Annotated in this window: 17 protein-coding genes; 3 read left to right on the top strand and 14 right to left on the bottom strand. The window is 71.9% G+C overall.

The window, feature by feature from the left end; genetic code table 11:
• Window positions 1-64 precede the first annotated feature (64 nt).
• The 4 genes from LCH29_RS36480 to LCH29_RS36465 form a co-directional block, all read right to left on the bottom strand.
• The gene (locus LCH29_RS36480) at window positions 65-772 is read right to left on the bottom strand and encodes a CPBP family intramembrane glutamic endopeptidase (protein ID WP_446465971.1); all 708 of its coding nucleotides are present in this window, start codon (window positions 770-772) and stop codon (window positions 65-67) included.
• A gap of 39 nt (window positions 773-811) precedes the next feature.
• Window positions 812-1,492: a cation transporter gene (locus tag LCH29_RS36475; protein WP_446465970.1), complete on the bottom strand. Its 681-nt coding sequence runs from the start codon at window positions 1,490-1,492 to the stop codon at window positions 812-814.
• 1 nt (window position 1,493) lies between these two features.
• Complete coding sequence (locus LCH29_RS36470; protein WP_446465969.1) at window positions 1,494-1,829, bottom strand: ArsR/SmtB family transcription factor; 336 nt, start codon at window positions 1,827-1,829, stop codon at window positions 1,494-1,496.
• Window positions 1,830-1,953: 124 nt separating this feature from the next.
• On the bottom strand, window positions 1,954-2,478 hold the full coding sequence (locus LCH29_RS36465) for a PadR family transcriptional regulator (RefSeq protein ID WP_446465968.1): 525 nt from the start codon (window positions 2,476-2,478) through the stop codon (window positions 1,954-1,956).
• A gap of 110 nt (window positions 2,479-2,588) precedes the next feature.
• On the opposite strand from LCH29_RS36465, the gene LCH29_RS36460 reads away from it, so the two are divergent.
• Window positions 2,589-3,944 (top strand): MATE family efflux transporter, encoded by a 1,356-nt coding sequence (locus LCH29_RS36460; RefSeq protein WP_446465967.1) that lies wholly within the window; start codon window positions 2,589-2,591, stop codon window positions 3,942-3,944.
• A gap of 9 nt (window positions 3,945-3,953) precedes the next feature.
• Here LCH29_RS36460 and LCH29_RS36455 read toward each other — a convergent pair whose 3' ends face one another.
• Entirely contained in the window at window positions 3,954-5,342 is a 1,389-nt protein-coding gene (locus tag LCH29_RS36455) for a peptidase C39 family protein (RefSeq protein ID WP_446465966.1), read from the bottom strand.
• Window positions 5,343-5,514: 172 nt separating this feature from the next.
• Between LCH29_RS36455 and LCH29_RS36450 the strand changes: the two genes are divergently transcribed.
• Together LCH29_RS36450 and LCH29_RS36445 are read left to right on the top strand one after the other, a co-directional pair.
• Entirely contained in the window at window positions 5,515-6,147 is a 633-nt protein-coding gene (locus LCH29_RS36450) for a uridine kinase family protein (protein WP_446465965.1), read from the top strand.
• 408 nt (window positions 6,148-6,555) lie between these two features.
• On the top strand, window positions 6,556-8,454 hold the full coding sequence (locus LCH29_RS36445) for an AAA family ATPase (protein WP_446465964.1): 1,899 nt from the start codon (window positions 6,556-6,558) through the stop codon (window positions 8,452-8,454).
• An 8-nt stretch (window positions 8,455-8,462) separates the two neighbouring features.
• Here the strand turns inward: LCH29_RS36445 and LCH29_RS36440 are convergent, their stop codons facing one another.
• The 9 genes from LCH29_RS36440 to LCH29_RS36400 form a co-directional block, all read right to left on the bottom strand.
• Complete coding sequence (locus LCH29_RS36440; RefSeq protein WP_446465963.1) at window positions 8,463-9,617, bottom strand: hemolysin family protein; 1,155 nt, start codon at window positions 9,615-9,617, stop codon at window positions 8,463-8,465.
• A complete protein-coding gene (locus LCH29_RS36435) occupies window positions 9,614-11,023 on the bottom strand; it encodes a hemolysin family protein (protein WP_446465962.1) in 1,410 nt (469 codons plus the stop codon). The genes LCH29_RS36440 and LCH29_RS36435 overlap by 4 nt, the downstream gene beginning before the upstream one ends.
• Before the next feature lie 201 nt (window positions 11,024-11,224).
• A complete protein-coding gene (locus tag LCH29_RS36430; protein WP_446465961.1) occupies window positions 11,225-11,680 on the bottom strand; it encodes a PH domain-containing protein in 456 nt (151 codons plus the stop codon).
• A 41-nt stretch (window positions 11,681-11,721) separates the two neighbouring features.
• Entirely contained in the window at window positions 11,722-12,570 is an 849-nt protein-coding gene (gene hisG, locus LCH29_RS36425; RefSeq protein WP_123106610.1) for an ATP phosphoribosyltransferase, read from the bottom strand.
• A 47-nt stretch (window positions 12,571-12,617) separates the two neighbouring features.
• Window positions 12,618-12,902, bottom strand: coding sequence for a phosphoribosyl-ATP diphosphatase (locus LCH29_RS36420; RefSeq protein ID WP_009713585.1), 285 nt, complete (start codon window positions 12,900-12,902; stop codon window positions 12,618-12,620).
• 35 nt (window positions 12,903-12,937) lie between these two features.
• Complete coding sequence (gene ribH, locus LCH29_RS36415; protein WP_123106609.1) at window positions 12,938-13,411, bottom strand: 6,7-dimethyl-8-ribityllumazine synthase; 474 nt, start codon at window positions 13,409-13,411, stop codon at window positions 12,938-12,940.
• A 35-nt stretch (window positions 13,412-13,446) separates the two neighbouring features.
• The gene (locus tag LCH29_RS36410) at window positions 13,447-14,790 is read right to left on the bottom strand and encodes a bifunctional 3,4-dihydroxy-2-butanone-4-phosphate synthase/GTP cyclohydrolase II (RefSeq protein ID WP_446465960.1); all 1,344 of its coding nucleotides are present in this window, start codon (window positions 14,788-14,790) and stop codon (window positions 13,447-13,449) included.
• Window positions 14,787-15,482 (bottom strand): nicotinamide mononucleotide transporter family protein, encoded by a 696-nt coding sequence (locus tag LCH29_RS36405; RefSeq protein ID WP_446465959.1) that lies wholly within the window; start codon window positions 15,480-15,482, stop codon window positions 14,787-14,789. The genes LCH29_RS36410 and LCH29_RS36405 overlap by 4 nt, the downstream gene beginning before the upstream one ends.
• Window positions 15,479-16,099, bottom strand: coding sequence for a riboflavin synthase (locus LCH29_RS36400; protein WP_446465958.1), 621 nt, complete (start codon window positions 16,097-16,099; stop codon window positions 15,479-15,481). The genes LCH29_RS36405 and LCH29_RS36400 overlap by 4 nt, the downstream gene beginning before the upstream one ends.
• Window position 16,100: the final 1 nt, after the last annotated feature.

Raw genomic sequence — 16,100 nt, 5'->3', positions numbered from 1 at the left:
AGCTACCGCTGGGAGGTGCCCCCTGACGCCGCTCGCTGATCCGGCCTGATCGACAAGACACCCCCTAACGCCGCAGCAGCCACACCCCGAACGCGACGTAGAAGACGTACACGGTCGCCTCCCACCAGTCCGGTGCCGAGCCCGGCGAGCGGATCTGGAAGAAGTCGTCCAGCCCGTGGACGAGGACCAGGGGCCAGACCGAGCCGATCGCGTGGCGCAGCCCGGCGCAGGCGAAGCCGAAGAGCCCGGTGGACAGCATCTGCCACAGCGTGTCGTCCAACGGGGCACCGAAGAAAAGGTAGTTCTGGACGTGGCCGACGCCGAACAGGACGCCGACGGCGACCGCCGCAAGCATCGCCCCGAGCGGGCCGAGCGCCTGCTGCACCAGGCCCCGGCTGTGGGCCTCCTCGTTGATGCCCACCCACAGCAACGACACCAGCGAGCTGACGATCACGGTCGTGCTGCCGTCGAGGCCCACGACGGCGTACGAACACGCGACGAGCAGCATGGGCACGCCCAGCCACCAGCGCCGCACCCGGCCCAGCGTGGCGACGCCCGACGCCCTCAGCCACCCCCACCGCCACAGCACGCACCAGACGGCCACGAAGCAGGCCGCGTTGACCACGGCGGCGCCGAGGTCGGGAAACCAGGACGGAGCCAGCGGCGGCAGGACCTTGGCGAACAGCACCAGAACGACATGCCAGGCGAGCGTCAACTCGACGGCGCCCAGGAGCGGATGGCGCGTGGCATGGCCTTTCCACCGGCTCCCCACGGTCCGAGGATAGCCGCGCTCCCCGCGAAAGGCTGCCGGTCATGTGCAGCAATCGCACGACGGCGCAGTCGCGGCCGGTGTCGCGCAACAGCCCTTGCCCTGCCAGGCGTTACGGCCCTCCTTGACCGCGATGGCAGCGATGACGAGGGCGGCGACGGGGTCGGCCCAGGACCAGCCGAGGCTGGCGTTGAGGACCAAGCCGACCAGGAGGACGGCGGAGAGGTAGGTGCACAACAGCGTCTGCTTCGAGTCGGCGACGGCACTGGCGGAGCCGATCTCGCGACCGGCCTTGCGCTGGGCGGCGGAGAGGAAGGGCATCACGGTCAGGGACAGCGCGGCGATGACGATGCCGGGAGCGGAGCGTTCGGCCGCCCCGGCGCCGGTCAGCGCCCGGGCGGCGTCGACGCCGACGTACGCGGCGAGCGCGAAGAAGGAGACCGCGATGAGCCGCAGCGCGGTCTCCTCCCTCGCCTGGCGCACGGCGTGCTCGCGGGCGGAGAACTGCCAGGCGACCGCGGCGGCGGAGGACACCTCGATGACGGAGTCCAGACCGAAGCCGATCAGCGCGGCGGAGGAGGCGAGCGTCCCGGCGGTGATCGCGACGATCGCCTCGATGACGTTGTAGCTGATGGTGGCCGCGACCATCAGCCGTATGCGCTTCGCGAGCGCGTCGCGGCGGGCCGGGGAGGGTCCGATGCCGATGGATGTCTCCGCGGCCATCTCAGCAGCAGCCCTTGGTTTCCGCGTCCGGGCAGGTCTTGCCCGTCTCGACGGCGACCACGGCGGTGCGCAGGTCGTCCAGCGCGTGCCCGAGGCGTGCGTCGGCGAGCTCGTAGCGGATACGCCGACCGACCGGCACCGCGACGACCAGGCCGCAGTCGCGCAGGCACGTCAGGTGGTTCGACAGCCGGGTCCGGGAGACCTCCAGGGCGTCGGCGAGATCGGAGGGATGAGCCGGAGCCTCGCGCAGGGCGAGCAGGATCCGGCAGCGGATGGGGTCGGCGAGGGCGCGGCCGAACCGTGCCAGCACCTCGATGTCGGTGGCGAGAGTCGGCATGCCGATGAGAGTACACGTAATCCTGAATTCATGGACTCATGAATCGAGACCGGGCTACTCGACCGCACACCCCAATGCCCTCTGAGCCGACTCCTCGCACCCACCCACCGCATCCGCTGCTCTCTCAGCTCTCCAAGCTGCCGATCGCCTCGTCCAGCCACTTCCTCTCTTCCGCTCCGGTGGCACGCGCGATGCGCAGCATGCCCTGCCGGAACAGGTCCGGCGCCTCCTCGGCTCGTACCGGCTCACCGTCGCGGTAGAAGAAACTCGAGGGAGTGGCGAGGAACGCCTGACGACGCCGGAGGACGGCGGCCTGGGCAGCACGATCCGGGAGGTGGCGCAGGAACGCGAGCAGCGTGAAGAAGCGCTGCCCATCGGTGATGTCCCCGTCTTTGGGGTTCCCCAGACGAGCCAGCAGTTCGGCGCGGCCCGCCTCCGTGAGGGACAGCACCCGGCGGTGTGCGGCACCGCTGCCGGGCTCGGTGCGCTGATCGATCAGGTCCGCCTTCACCAGCCGGGTGATGGCCGGGTAGAGCGCGCCGTCGCTCACCGGGCGGATATGGCCGTTCAGGGCGTGGATACGCGCCTTCAGTTCGTAGCCGTGCAGGGGCTCTTCATAGAGGAACCCCAGAATCGACAGCTCCAGCATGCACCGGCCCCTTCCCCGCGCGTGTCCGCGCACTTGTCCGCTTCGCACCGCCATGCTATCTCTTTTCGCTATACCTCGTTTAGAGGTACAGCGAAACGAGGAGTCGTGTCATGGGCGCAGCGGAACACCGTCGCAAGCTGATGTCACTCGCGTATCCGGTCTACTTCGAGCTGCTCGCCGGGGTCACGGCGGGGATCATCAACATGCTCTGGGTGGCCCGCCTCGGCGGGGACGCCGTCGCCGCGGTGGCGGTCGCTACGAACGTCGAAAACCTGCTGCTCGGCGTCATCCTCGTGGCCGGGTCCGGCACGACCGTGCTGGTCGCACGGGCCAGGGGTGCGGAGGACGCGGCCGCGATACGGGTCGCCGTACGCGGCGGCTGGGCCCTGTGGGCCCTCGTCACACCCGTCGTCGCCATCGGCGGATACCTGTTGCGCGCACCGCTGGCCCGCCTCGTGCTCGGCGGCGACGAAGGCCCCGCGCAGCACCTGGCCACCGGGTACTTCTCGATCGCGCTCCCCGGGATCGCGGTGTTCTTCGCGGCCAACGTCGTCGACGGCATCCTCAAGGGCACGGGCGACACCCGCACCCCGATGAAACTCTCCCTGCTGGCGAACGGGTTGATCCTCGCCCTGGATCCCGTGCTCATCCTCGGCCTGGGACTCGGGGTGCGCGGGGCGGCGATCTCCACCGTGCTGGGGCGGGCGGCGGCGCTGGTCTGCGGCTTCCTCGCTCTGCGCCGCAACGGCCTCCTGCGACGGGCCGCCGCAGAGACCCCACTCACCATCAGAGGGCTCGTCACCGACGCACGCAGGACGGCTGCGACCGGGCTGCCGATGTCGGCCGACTTCGTCATCCGGATGACCGGGGCGCTCGCGCTCGTCGCCGTCGTCGCCCACATCGGCGTGAACGACGTCGCGGCGTACGGGATCGCGACCAAGGCCATGTACGTCGCGACCATGGCCTTCTACTCGGTGCGCCAGGCGGCCGCCATCCACACCGCTCATCTGCTCGGCGCCGGGCATGACCAGCGGCGGGACATCGGACGCCAGGCGCTGCTCCTGGCCGGTGCCCTGGGCCTCGCGGCCGCCCTGACCCTGCTCGCCGCCGGACCCTGGATCATGCGAGCCTTCGGCGCCGAAGGGGAGGTGGCCGCAGCCGGGACGCTCTATCTGCGCTCGATAGGCCCCTATCTGGTGCTGCTCGCCTGCTTCATCGCGCCGGGCGGGGTGTTCGAGGCCAGCGGCCGCAGCCCGGCCCTGGCCCGGATCACCTCCTGCGGGGTCGTGCTGCAACTCGCGCTGGCGTACGGCATGTCGGGATCCGGCCTGCCGGGCGTCTGCCTGGCCATGGCACTGTCGATGGCGCTCCAGTGCGCGGCCGTCGCCAGGATGTACCGGCGCGCGGAACGGTCCCGGGCCCCAGGGTGCGACGAACGTCGCCCGAAGGCTTCGGTCACGGAATGAGGAGGGCGCTCAGCGGATGCCGTGCTCCTTCAGCACCGTGCGCTGGGCCGCGGTCGGCTTGGCCGGGAAGTAGAGGTAGCAGACGCCGCCGGTGCCGGAGACCACCTTGCCGTCGGCGTTGTACCGCTTGGTGCGCAGCCAGATGTTCTCCCATTGCCTGCGCTTGTAGATCCGGCGGACGGACGGGTTGTCCGGTGAGGCGGGGTCGTTCGCGATCACGTCTCCGGTGGCGGTGAAGCCGATGACGGTCATGAGGTGGCCCGCGGTGCCGTACCCCGCGCCGTCCAGCTCCGTCTTGAGGAAGGACTGCGAGGTGATCACCGGGATGCCCGCGGCGACCAGCTTCTCCACGTCGGTCAGCGAGCCGAGCCGGGTGACCACGCCCTGCATGTCGCGGTACGTGGCGGCGTAGGCGGCGTTGAACGGCCAGTTTCCGCAGCCGTCGTACTGGTAGTCGAAGGTGGCGCGGGCCGCGTGGCAGACCTGGGGGTCGGCGTAGTCGGGGTTGACCCAGGCCAGGTCATCGGCGGTGGGCTTGCGGCCCCAGAACTCGATGATCATCTGGGAGGAGGTGGGGCTGCACCAGGCCTCGCCGCCGTTGTCGTACTCCGGGTACTGGCCCTTGTGGATCTCCTGCGAGTAGCGCGGTACGGCGAGTTCGCGCCCCTTGGGCAGGCTGGGCTTCGAGGCGGGCACCTCGAAGCGGTCGGGGACGTCCGAGCCCATCGCGCCGATCCGCCACACGGTGGGGGTGCGGGTGGTGCCGGGCTTGCGGTAGAGGGTCAGCCGCAGCTGGTACGCCGTCAGGCGGAGCCCGCTCGCCGGCTTGTCGACGGCGAGGGTGTCGGTCCACACCGAGCTCTTGTCGTCGCTCTGGTCGTCGACCGAGGTGCGCCGGATGGAGTTCGCGCCGTCCCCGGAGGCCCAGCGGCCCATCACGTACCAGGGGGTCGCGGTGCCGTCGGAGTAGGTGCCCTTCAGCTCGGCCTGGATCCAGGTGCCCGACGGGGTGCGGGCGTTCCAGGAGACGATGGCCTCGGTCGCGGGGACGGAGAGCTTGCGCACCGGGGAGGTCCAGGTGGCGTACTCCCAGGCGGCCTTGGTGCCGGTGTGCGGGTCGGTGTAGTCGACGGTGCCGACCGGGCGGGACATCACGATGCCGGGGCGGGCGCCGGACTCGGCGCGGACGCCCTTGGCGGCTCCGGCCAGCCAGTCCGCGTAGCTGGTCCAGCCGTGGTACTCGGCGGTCGCGCCCGCCTTCTTCGCCGCCGGGCCCGCTGGTCTCGGGGCGGGGCCGGAGGCGGCGGCGGTGGAGGTCATCGGTACGGCGGCGGCGCCCGCGGCGCCGAGCGCGGCGGCGATCACGGAGCGGCGGGGCGTGAATCCGGAACTGGTCATACGGGGCTCCCCCAGTCGTCGTCCAGCGGCGGCCAATGCGCATGCGCGACAGTCGCACAACTATGGCCGCTGCGAGTGGTGTCAGGCCAGTGCTTCCCCGCTCCGCCGCCGCACCAATATTGGCGTGGACCAATGGAGTGAATACTCCACGGTAGTCGTAGAGTGGCCCCCCATGGAGACCGCTGACCGCCCCGCCGAGACGCTTCGCGCGTTCGCGCGGCGGCTGCGCGCCCTGCCGCCGTCGTGCGGGCCGGTCCGGCTCGTCGCGGTCGACGGACACGCGGGGTCCGGGAAGACGACCTTCGCCGGGCGGCTGGCGGAGGCGCTGGGCGGCGCGCCCGTCGTCCATACGGACGATCTCGCCACGCACGAGGAGCCGTTCGGGTGGGCCGGGCGGTTGCAGGAGCACATCCTGACCCCGCTGAGCCGTGGCGACGCCGTCCGATACGCCCCGTATGACTGGGTCGAGCGGCGCTTCGCGGACACCCGGCGGCGACTGGACCCGGCCCCGGTCGTGCTCCTCGAAGGCGTCGGCGCCGGGCGCCGTGCGGTACGCCCGCACCTGGCCCATCTGGTGTGGATGGAGCTGTCCGACCGGGACGCCTGGCGGCGCGGGAGGCTGCGCGACGGCCCCGGACTGTCCACATTCTGGGACGGCTGGCAGCCCGCCGAGCGCGCACATTTCGCCGTCGACCCCTCGCGCCCCCATGCGGAAACCCTGATAGCGCAGCGAAAAAAGGGGTACGCGATGCTCACGGGGCCCGCCGCGACCACCCGAATCACCCCTGGGCGTCACTCCGCGTGAGGGGGTGGAACCGGTCCGGCCGCGGCCCGCGCCCGACCTGCCGGGCACGCCCCAACTCGGCTTGACCTGGGGCCCATACAGGTCTTACGTTCTCAATGTGCGACTCGTACGAGTCGCCCCAGTACGCGAAGCCCCCGGTTGTTCCCCCGTGATCGGGGGCTTCGTCCTGTCCGCACCCGGTTCGGCACTGTATTGAGGCTGCCGTACGACACCGTACCGTCACTCTCGGTCACGTACGCCGCTGGCCGCGTACGCCCCTTACACGCCCCCGCGCACGCCCGCCAAGCCTTGTGCGATTGCGACGAACAACAGTGCGGCACCCTCGGCCGGTGCGGCCTGCGCAGGTACGATGCGAAAAGGGCAGCCGCCCCGGCGGCATCCACGGGGGCAGGGGTTGTGGGGGACGTGATGGATTTCGGCACGCAGGGTTCGCACACCCCGGCCGATCTCGCCTGGCTGCGTGCCGTGGACGCCTACACGATGGGCGCCTACGCACAGGCCGAGGAGGAGTTCCGGGCCGCGGTGCGGCACGATCCGGGCATGGCCGACGCATGGCTCGGCCTGCACGCGCTGCGCGCCGACACGGCGACCGCGCTGTTACGGATGTACCGGCACCGCGATCGCTTCGGCGAACAGCGCACCCGGCACCGACGCACCCTCAACTCCTGGTACTGGCTGGGCTGGTGGGTCCAGCCCGTGCTGGAGACCAGCCGGGACCTGCTGCTGGCGCACGCCTCGCACTGGCTGGACGGCCGCCACATCCCCGAGCTGGACCGGGCGCTGGCCGGGTGCCCGCCCGTGGAGGCCGATCCGCAGGCCCGCTTCCTGCACGCCTGCCGCGCGTACCTGGTCAAGGACTGGGAGCAGCTGGTCCGGCACACCGAACCGCTGCTGGACGACCCCTTCCTCGGCATCGAGGCCGGGCTCTTCGGCGGCATGGCCCGGGTCCGGCTGGAGATGTACGGGCAGGCGGAACCGCTCCTCTCCGCAGCACTGATGCGGTGCCGCAGCGAACAGCCCCAGCGCAAGGAGCTGCGCTACTGGCTCGCCCGCGCCCATGAGGGCACCGGACGCAGCGCCGCGGCCCTCCCTCTGTACCGCGCGGTGCACCGCATCGACCCCACCTTCATGGACACCTCGGCGCGGCTGGCCGCGATAGCGGAGTCCGACGGCCTGGACGAGACGGCCGACCTCGCGGCCGTGACGCTGTCGGGGGTGAGCAGCCAGGACGCCACCGACGGCATCGTGACCGACCCGGCCGACACCCTCTCGGCCGCCGTCGATCCGGCCGACGGCCGCGATCTGCGCACCGGCGGCGACGGTGCCGACGGCCCGCCGCTGATGACCACGCCCGTGACCGGCGCCGACAACACCCGCGACCGGGGCGGCCTGCCCGCCCAGCCCGGGCCGTCCGACCCCGCCCTGCTGGAGAGCGCGCTCCAGGAGCTGGAGCGGATGGTCGGCCTGGAGCCGGTCAAGCGGCAGGTGCGGGCGCTGTCCGCGCAGCTCCACATGGCCCGGCTGCGCGCCGGGCAGGGCCTGCCGGTCCAGCCGCCGAAGCGGCACTTCGTCTTCTCCGGCCCCTCCGGCACCGGCAAGACGACCGTCGCCCGCATCCTCGGCCGGGTCTTCTACGCGCTCGGGCTGCTCGGCGGCGACCATCTGGTCGAGGCCGGGCGCGCCGATCTGGTCGGCGAATACCTCGGGCAGACCGCGGTCAAGGCCAATGAGCTGATCGACTCGGCGCTCGGCGGCGTCCTCTTCGTCGACGAGGCGTACAGCCTGTCCAACTCGGGGTACAGCAAGGGCGACGCGTACGGGGACGAGGCGCTCCAGGTGCTTCTCAAGCGCGCCGAGGACAACCGCGACCGGCTGGTGGTCATACTCGCGGGCTACCCCGAGGGCATGGACCGCCTCCTGGCCGCCAACCCCGGCCTCGGCTCCCGCTTCACCACGCGCGTCGACTTCCCCAGCTACCGTCCGCTCGAACTCACCCGCATCGGCGAGGTGCTGGCCGCGGAGAACGGCGACGTGTGGGACGAGGAGTCGCTGGAGGAGCTGCGCAGCATCAGCGGTCACGTGGTCGAGCAGGGCTGGATAGACGAGCTGGGGAACGGGCGCTTCCTGCGCACCCTGTACGAGAAGAGCTGCGCGTACCGGGATCTGCGGCTGTCGGGGTGGACGGGCACGCCGACCCGGGACGACCTGGCGACGCTGCGGCTGCCGGATCTGATGCAGGCGTACGGGGAGGTCCTGTCGGGTCGCGGTCCCATGTACCGCGACCCGGAGGACCCCCCGCTGCCGTAGGGCGTGTCCTAGCGGGAGACCATCGCGGGCTCCTCCGAAGCCGAGGCCGAGGCCGGGGCAGCGGCCGACGCCGCGGCCGGGGCCTGGACCGGGGTGGCGCCGCGCGGCTCGGCCGCGAGGCGGCCGCGGCCGCTGTCCCGGTGGGCCGGATCGCGGACCTCGCCGACCAGCATCTCCAGCACGTCCTCCAGCGCGACCAGCCCGAGCACCTTGCCGGACGCGTCGGCCACGGCCGCCAGGTGCGAGGCCGCCCGCCGCATCGCGCTGAGCGCGTCGTCCAGCGGCAGTTCGGCGCGCAGGGTCTCGATCGGATGCCAGACCCGCTGGGGGACCGCCCGTTCGGGGGCCTCCAGGTCCAGGACGTCCTTCACGTGCACGTAGCCCATGAAGGCGCCTCCGGCGCCGCGCACCGGGAAGCGCGAGTAGCCGGTACGGACCGTCAGCTCCTCGATCTGCCGGGGCGTGACCGAGGGGTCGACGGTGACCAGGCCCGCCGGGTCGAGGAGGACGTCGGTGACCGGGCGGCTGCCCAGCTCCAGGGCATCGGCGAGCCGCTCGTGCTCCCCGTCGTCGAGGAGCCCGGCCTGCCGGGAGTCCTCGACGAGGTGGGTCAGCTGCTCGCTGGTGAAAACGGCCTCGACCTCGTCCTTGGGCTCGACCCGGAAGAGCCGCAGCACCAGCCGGGAGCACGCGCCCAGCATCGCGGTGACCGGACGGCACAGCCGGGCGAAGCCGACGAGGCCGGGGGCGAGCCACAGCGCGGTCTTCTCGGGCGCCGCCATGGCCAGGTTCTTCGGCACCATCTCGCCGATCACCAGGTGCAGGCAGACGACGACGGCGAGCGCGATGGCGTAGCCGAGCGGATGGACGAGCCCCGCGGGCAGGTGCACGAGGTGGAAGAGCGGCTCCAGCAGCTTGGCGACGGTCGGCTCGGCGACCGCGCCGAGGGTCAGCGAGCAGACGGTGATGCCGAACTGCGCGGCGGCCATCATCTGCGGCAGGCTCTCCAGCCCGGTGAGCACCGTACGGGCCCGTGCCGAGCCCTCGGCCGCGCGCGGCTCGATCTGGCTGCGGCGCACGGAGACCAGGGCGAACTCGGCGCCGACGAAGAATCCGTTGGCGAGGACCAGAAGAGCGGCGAAGAAGAGTTGGACGAGGCTCATCGCTCAGTTTCCTTCTCGGCTACAGCAGCTGCTACGGCAACGGCGCCGGTCGCGGAACCGGTCGCGGAACCGGTCCCCGCACTCGTACCCGCTCCGGTCCGGACGATCCGTACCCGCTCCGCCCGGTGGTGGCCGACCTGCCGGACGGCCAGCTTCCAGCCGGGCAGCTCGGCGGTGTCCCCGGGGGCGGGGATCCGGCCGAGCAGATCGGCGACCAGCCCGGCCACCGTCTCGTACGGCCCGTCGGGCACTTCGAGGCCGATCCGGCGGAGGGTGTCGACGCGGCAGGCCCCGTCGGCGTCCCATGCGGGCCGGCCGTCCTCTGCGGCGGTCTGGGCCAGGTCGGGCGTGTCGGCGGCCTCGTCGTCGTGTTCGTCGCGGACCTCGCCGACCAGTTCCTCGACGATGTCCTCCAGGGTGACGACACCGGCCGTGCCGCCGTATTCGTCGACGACCACGGCTATCGGCTGCTCGCTGCGCAGCCGCTCCAGCAGCGGCTGGACGGGCAGCGTCTCGGGGACGAGCACCGGGGGCTGGGCGATGGACCCGACGGGGGTGCGCAGCCGGTCGTCCGCGGGCACCGCGAGGGCGTCCTTGAGGTGGACCATGCCGATGACCTCGTCCAGGCGGTCGCGGTAGACCGGGAACCGGGAGAGTCCGGTGGCCCGGGTGAGGTTGAGCACGTCCACGGCGGTCGCCGTGGACTGGAGCGCGCTGACCCGTACCCGCGGGGTCATCACGTGCTGAGCGGTGAGGTCGCCGAGCGAGAGGGTGCGGACGAACAGGTCCGCGGTGTCCTGCTCGATCGCCCCGGCCCGCGCCGAGTGGCGGGCCAGCGAGACCAGCTCACCGGGGGTACGGGCGGACGCCAGCTCCTCGGTGGGCTCGACGCCCAGCATCCGCACCAGCCGGTTGGCGACCGTGTTGAGCAGGGCGATGACCGGCCGGAAGAAGTGGGCGAACGCGGACTGCGGGCCCGCGACGAAGCGCGCGACCTGGAGCGGCCGGGAGACCGCCCAGTTCTTGGGCACGAGTTCGCCGATCACCATCTGGACGGCGGAGGCCACGAGCATGCCGATGACGACGGCGACGCCGGAGACGGCGCCGTGCGGCAGCCCCACCGCGGACAGCGGCGCGGTCAGCAGATGGCCGAGCGCGGGCTCGGCGAGCATGCCGACCACCAGCGAGGTGATGGTGATGCCGAGCTGGGTGCCGGAGAGCTGGAAGGACAGCTCGCGCAGCGCCTCGACGACGGTACGGGCCCGCCGGTCGCCTTCTTCGGCGGCCCGCTCCGCGTCCGGCCGCTCGACCGTGACCAGGCCGAATTCGGCGGCCACGAAGAAGCCGTTGGCGAGGATGAGGACGAGTGCCGCGGAGAGCAGCAGGAGAGACAGGGTGACGCTCATGCCGCCGCCTCGGGGTCGGCGGCGGCGCAGGTACTACAGGACGATCCGTCCATCTCTGGAGGGAGTCACTCCTTGGGTCGCAGGGTGGGCCCGCCGGCTGCGCGCGGGGGGCGCGGGCAGGTGGAGGCGGGGCGGGGCATCGTTCGGCCCCGGCAACAGAGTAAACAAGGATGGGCGGTTACGGGCAGGCCCCTCACGGGGTCAGGCCGTGCCACCGCCCGTGCCGCGGTGTTCGGCGAGGACTCGGAGGGCGCGGGCGTCGTCGATGGCCCGTGCCTTCGCGACGCCCACCTGGATGCCCATCGCGGGCAGGCTGGTGCCGTCGGCGAGGTCCAGATGGACCCAGGCGTCGCCGGGCCGCAGATTGACCCGCAGCACCTCGGCCCACTCCAGACGGCGGGTGGTGATGAGGTTGACCACGGTCACCCCGGCCTCGTCGGCCACCACCTTGGGGCGGCTGAACAGCGCGAGCCCCGCGAAGAACAGCAGCCCGGTCAGGATGAAGCTGGCCTGCTCGCCCGGGGAGAGGTTCTCCAGGAGCAGGCCGATCGCGGTGAGGACGACGACGAGTACCGCGCCGACGGTCAGCAGGACGATCCGGGTGACGGTCGGCCGGAAAGTGACCGGAAGGGCAGGCGGCTGGGCGGCGGCGGACACGTGTGTGGGGTCTCTCGTGAGAGGGAGGGTCGGGAGGGGGCTCAGAGGCGGCAGGCGTGGATGCCGGTGGTGAGGATCGCCCGCGCCCCCAGCTCGTACAGCTCGTCCATGATCCGCTGGGCGTCCTTGGAGGGGACCATCGAGCGGACCGCGACCCAGCCCTCGTGGTGCAGCGGGGAGACGGTGGGCGATTCGAGGCCGGGGGTGAGCGCCACGGCCCGCTCGACCTGCTCGACCCGGATGTCGTAGTCCATCATCACGTAGCGCCGGGCCACCAGGACGCCCTGCATCCGGCGGAGGAACTGGCGCACCTTGGGGTCGTCGGTGGGCGCGCCGGTGCGGCGGATCACGACCGCCTCCGACTCCAGGATCGGCTCACCGATGATGTCCAGACCGGCGTTGCGCAGGGTGGTGCCGGTCTCCACGACATCCGCGATGATCTCGGCGACGCCGAGCTGGATGGCGGTCTCCACGGCGCCGTCGAGGTGGACGACGGCGGCGTCCACCCCGTGGTCGGCGAGGTGCTTGGTGACCAGGCCGGAGAAGGAGGTGGCGACGGTCATCCCGCCGAATTCGCTCACGTCGGTGGCCGTGCCGGGCCGGGTGGCGTAGCGGAAGGTGGATCCGGCGAAGCCGAGCTGGAGGATCTCCTCGGCCTGGGAGCCGGAGTCGAGCAGCAGATCGCGGCCGGTGATGCCGATGTCGAGGCGGCCGGAGCCGACGTACACGGCGATGTCGCGGGGGCGCAGGAAGAAGAACTCGACGTCGTTGTCGGCGTCGACCAGGACGAGTTCCCTGCGGTCCTTGCGCTGCTTGTAGCCCGCCTCATGGAGCATCGCCGACGCAGGCTCGGACAGTGAACCCTTGTTGGGGACGGCGATGCGCAGCATGAGGGGCGATTCCTTCGTACGAGGGATGGGTGGTGAGCGGGGGTGGTTCAGAGGTGGGCGTAGACGTCGTCGAGGGTGAGTCCCTTGGCGACCATCATCACCTGGAGGTGGTAGAGGAGCTGCGAGATCTCCTCGGCGGCCGCCGCGTCGCTCTCGTACTCGGCGGCCATCCACACCTCGGCGGCCTCCTCGACGACCTTCTTGCCGATCGCGTGCACGCCGGACTGGAGCAGCTCGGCGGTACGGGACGTGGCGGGGTCGGCCGTGGCGGCCTTCTGCTGGAGCTCGGCGAAGAGCTCCTCGAACGTCTTCTTGGACATGGTGTGCGCCATCCTACTTGGGCCGGACGGCTCGACTTCGCGCAGGTCTACGCGACGGACCGCAGGGTGACGGCGGTGGCGACGGCGGCGGTGACCGCCTCGTGCCCCTTGTCCTCGCTGGAACCGGCGATTCCGGCGCGGTCCAGGGCCTGCTCCTCGGTGTCGCAGGTCAGCACGCCGAAGCCGACGGGGACACCGGTGTCCACGCTGACCTGGGTGAGGCCCTGGGTGACGCCCTGGCACACATAGTCGAAGTGGGGCGTGCCGCCCCGGATCACGACGCCGAGCGCCACGACCGCGTCGTAGCCGCGGTCCGCGAGGGCCTTGGCGACGACCGGCAGCTCGAAGCTGCCGGGCACCCGCAGCACCGTCGGCTCGGCGATGCCCAGCTCGCCGAGGGCCCGGGTGGCGCCGTCGACCAGGCCGTCCATGACCTTCTCGTGCCACTGTGCGGCGATCACGGCCACACGCAGGTCCCCGCAGTTCTCCACGGACAGTTCGGGGGCGCCCTTACCGCTCACGTCACTCCTCAGATCTTTCGTTCGTACGGGTGGTTCTACTGGTTGCCGCAGGCGGACACGGGCTCCGGGGCGGCCGCCCGGCGGTCGCCCTCCAGCCAGGGCAGGTCGTGCCCCATCCGGTCCCGCTTGGTCCGCAGATAGCGCAGATTGTGCTCCCCGGCCTGCACGGGCATCGGCTCCCGGCCGGTGACCCGCAGCCCGTGGCGGACCAGGGCGGTGGTCTTCTCGGGGTTGTTGGTCATCAGCCGCAGGGAGCGCACGCCCAGGTCGGCCAGGATCTCGGCGCCCGCCGCGTAGTCGCGCGCGTCGGCGGGCAGGCCCAGCTCCAGGTTGGCGTCCAGGGTGTCCCGGCCCAGCTCCTGGAGCTGGTAGGCGCGCAGCTTGGACAGCAGCCCGATGCCGCGTCCCTCGTGGCCGCGCAGGTACAGCACCACGCCGCGGCCCTCGGCGGTCACCCGCTCCAGGGAGGCGTGCAGCTGGGGGCCGCAGTCGCAGCGCAGCGAGTGGAAGATGTCGCCGGTCAGGCACTCGGAGTGGACCCGGACCAGCACGTCCTCGCCGTCGCCGATGTCGCCCTGGACGAGCGCGATGTGCTCGACGCCGTCGGCGATCGCGCGGTAGCCGTACGCCTGGAAGTCGCCGAAGGCGGTGGGCAGCCGGGTGGTGGCCTCGCGCCGCACGGCGGGCTCGGCGGCCCTGCGGTACGCGATCATGTCGGCGATCGAGATGATCGCGAGGTCGTGCTTGTGGGCGAAGGAGACCAGGTCGGGCAGGCGCAGCATCACGCCGTCCTCCCCCGCGATCTCGCAGATCACCGCCGCCGGGCGCAGTCCGGCCAGCCGGGCGAGGTCGACCCCGGCCTCGGTGTGGCCGTCGCGGGCGAGCACGCCGCCGGGGCGGGCGCGCAGCGGGAAGATGTGGCCGGGGCGCACGAGGTCGCCGGGGGTGGTGTCCGGGTCGGCCAGCAGGCGCAGTGTGGTGGCGCGGTCGGCGGCGGAGATGCCGGTGCTGACGCCGTGTTCGGCGGTGGCGTCGACGGAGACGGTGAAGGCGGTCCCCATGGACTCGGTGTTGTCCTGGACCATCTGCGGCAGCCGCAGCCGGTCGAGGTCGTCGGCCTCCATGGGGGCGCAGATGAGCCCGCGGCACTCGTTCATCATGAATGCGACGATCTCCGGGGTGATCGTCTCGGCGGCGGCGACGAGGTCGCCCTCGTTCTCCCGGTCCTCGTCGTCCACGACCACGACGGGGCGGCCCGCCGCGATGTCGGCGATCGCCCGCTCGACGGAGTCCAGCGCCAGTTCGTCGGGCGGCCACGCGTCGGCGGCCTCGTCCTCGGCCACCGGTCGCGGCTGCGTCGTCACGTAGGCCTCGCTCATGACACTGACACTCCTTCCATTGCGGGGGTGGTCGCGCTCGAGGACGTCCGGGTGCCCGGTGACGTCCGGGTGTTCCCGGTACGGGAGCGCAGCCACCAGTCGCGCGCCCCCCGCAGGACGAGCGCGAAGTAGATGACGTAGACGAGGCCGGAGAAGGCCAGTCCGCTGCTGAAGGCGAGCGGGACGCCGACCACGTCGACCAGCATCCACGCGAACCAGAACTCGATCAGACCGCGGGCCTGGGCGACCATCGCGGCGAGGGTGCCGACGAAGATGTAGGCGTCGGGCCAGGGGTTCCAGGACAGTTGGGGGACCGCGGTGAACAGCGCGCCGACGGCGAGCGTGCCGACCGCGAGTCCGGTGAGGAGCGCCGCGCGCTCGCGGCCGGTGGCGAAGCGGACGGCGACCGCGCCGCCCTCGTCGCGGCGGCCGTGCCGCCACTGCCGCCAGCCCCAGGCGGCGACGCCGATGACCAGGAGCTGCTTGCCGACGCCGCCGCTGAGGTGGGCGGTGGCGTAGGCGGCGACCAGGATGACGCCGGAGGCGAGCTGGACGGGCCAGGTCCACAGGGAGCGGCGGCGGCCGAGGGCGAGGGCGGCCAGGCCGATGGTGTTGCCGAGCGCGTCCGACCACAGGATGTGCTGGCCGAATATCTGCCCGGCTTCGGCGCCCAGCCAGTCGAGGGCGCTCATTCGATCGCCTTCTTGTCCTGGTCCGCGCCCCCGTGGGCGAGCAGGCGCTCCACGTACTTGGCGAGGACGTCCACTTCGAGGTTGACCGGGTCGCCCGGCTGTTTGACGCCGAGGGTGGTGAGGGCGAGCGTCGTCGGGATGAGGCTGACGGTGAAGTAGTCGGGGCCCGCGTCCACGACGGTCAGGCTGATGCCGTCGACCGTGATGGAGCCCTTCTCGACCACATAGCGGCCGAGTTCGGTCGGCAGCGAGATCTTGACGATCTCCCAGTGCTCGGACAGCTTGCGCTCGATGAGTGTGCCGGTGCCGTCCACATGGCCCTGGACCAGATGGCCGCCGAGCCGCCCGCCCAGCGCCATGGGGCGCTCCAGGTTGACGCGCGAGCCGACGGCGAGCGCGCCGAGGCTGGAGCGGTCCAGGGTCTCGGCCATCACATCGGCGCTGAACCCGCCGTCCCCGGTGTCGACGACGGTGAGACAGACGCCGTTGACGGCGATGGAGTCGCCGTGCCGCGCACCTTCGGTGACGACGGGTCCGCGCACCTGGAAGCGGGACGCGTCGCCCAGGTTCTCGACGGCGACGATCTCACCCAGTTCTTCGACAATTCCGGTGAACACG

Source organism: Streptomyces sp. BRA346 (genome assembly GCF_052851135.1).
Note: the sequence above shows the minus strand (reverse complement) of the source record. Positions and strands in the feature narration are given on the sequence as shown.

Excerpts from the sequence above, each read along its gene's own strand:
- LCH29_RS36460 (WP_446465967.1), top strand. The coding sequence starts at position 2,589 with ATGGGCGCAGCGGAACACCGTCGCAAGCTGATGTCACTCGCGTATCCG.
- LCH29_RS36470 (WP_446465969.1), bottom strand. The coding sequence starts at position 1,829 with ATGCCGACTCTCGCCACCGACATCGAGGTGCTGGCACGGTTCGGCCGC.
- LCH29_RS36405 (WP_446465959.1), bottom strand. The coding sequence starts at position 15,482 with ATGAGCGCCCTCGACTGGCTGGGCGCCGAAGCCGGGCAGATATTCGGC.
- LCH29_RS36475 (WP_446465970.1), bottom strand. The coding sequence starts at position 1,492 with ATGGCCGCGGAGACATCCATCGGCATCGGACCCTCCCCGGCCCGCCGC.
- LCH29_RS36410 (WP_446465960.1), bottom strand. The coding sequence starts at position 14,790 with ATGAGCGAGGCCTACGTGACGACGCAGCCGCGACCGGTGGCCGAGGAC.
- LCH29_RS36465 (WP_446465968.1), bottom strand. The coding sequence starts at position 2,478 with ATGCTGGAGCTGTCGATTCTGGGGTTCCTCTATGAAGAGCCCCTGCAC.
- LCH29_RS36445 (WP_446465964.1), top strand. The coding sequence starts at position 6,556 with ATGGATTTCGGCACGCAGGGTTCGCACACCCCGGCCGATCTCGCCTGG.
- LCH29_RS36450 (WP_446465965.1), top strand. The coding sequence starts at position 5,515 with ATGGAGACCGCTGACCGCCCCGCCGAGACGCTTCGCGCGTTCGCGCGG.
- LCH29_RS36420 (WP_009713585.1), bottom strand. The coding sequence starts at position 12,902 with ATGGCGCACACCATGTCCAAGAAGACGTTCGAGGAGCTCTTCGCCGAG.
- LCH29_RS36435 (WP_446465962.1), bottom strand. The coding sequence starts at position 11,023 with ATGAGCGTCACCCTGTCTCTCCTGCTGCTCTCCGCGGCACTCGTCCTC.
- hisG (WP_123106610.1), bottom strand. The coding sequence starts at position 12,570 with ATGCTGCGCATCGCCGTCCCCAACAAGGGTTCACTGTCCGAGCCTGCG.
- LCH29_RS36455 (WP_446465966.1), bottom strand. The coding sequence starts at position 5,342 with ATGACCAGTTCCGGATTCACGCCCCGCCGCTCCGTGATCGCCGCCGCG.
- LCH29_RS36440 (WP_446465963.1), bottom strand. The coding sequence starts at position 9,617 with ATGAGCCTCGTCCAACTCTTCTTCGCCGCTCTTCTGGTCCTCGCCAAC.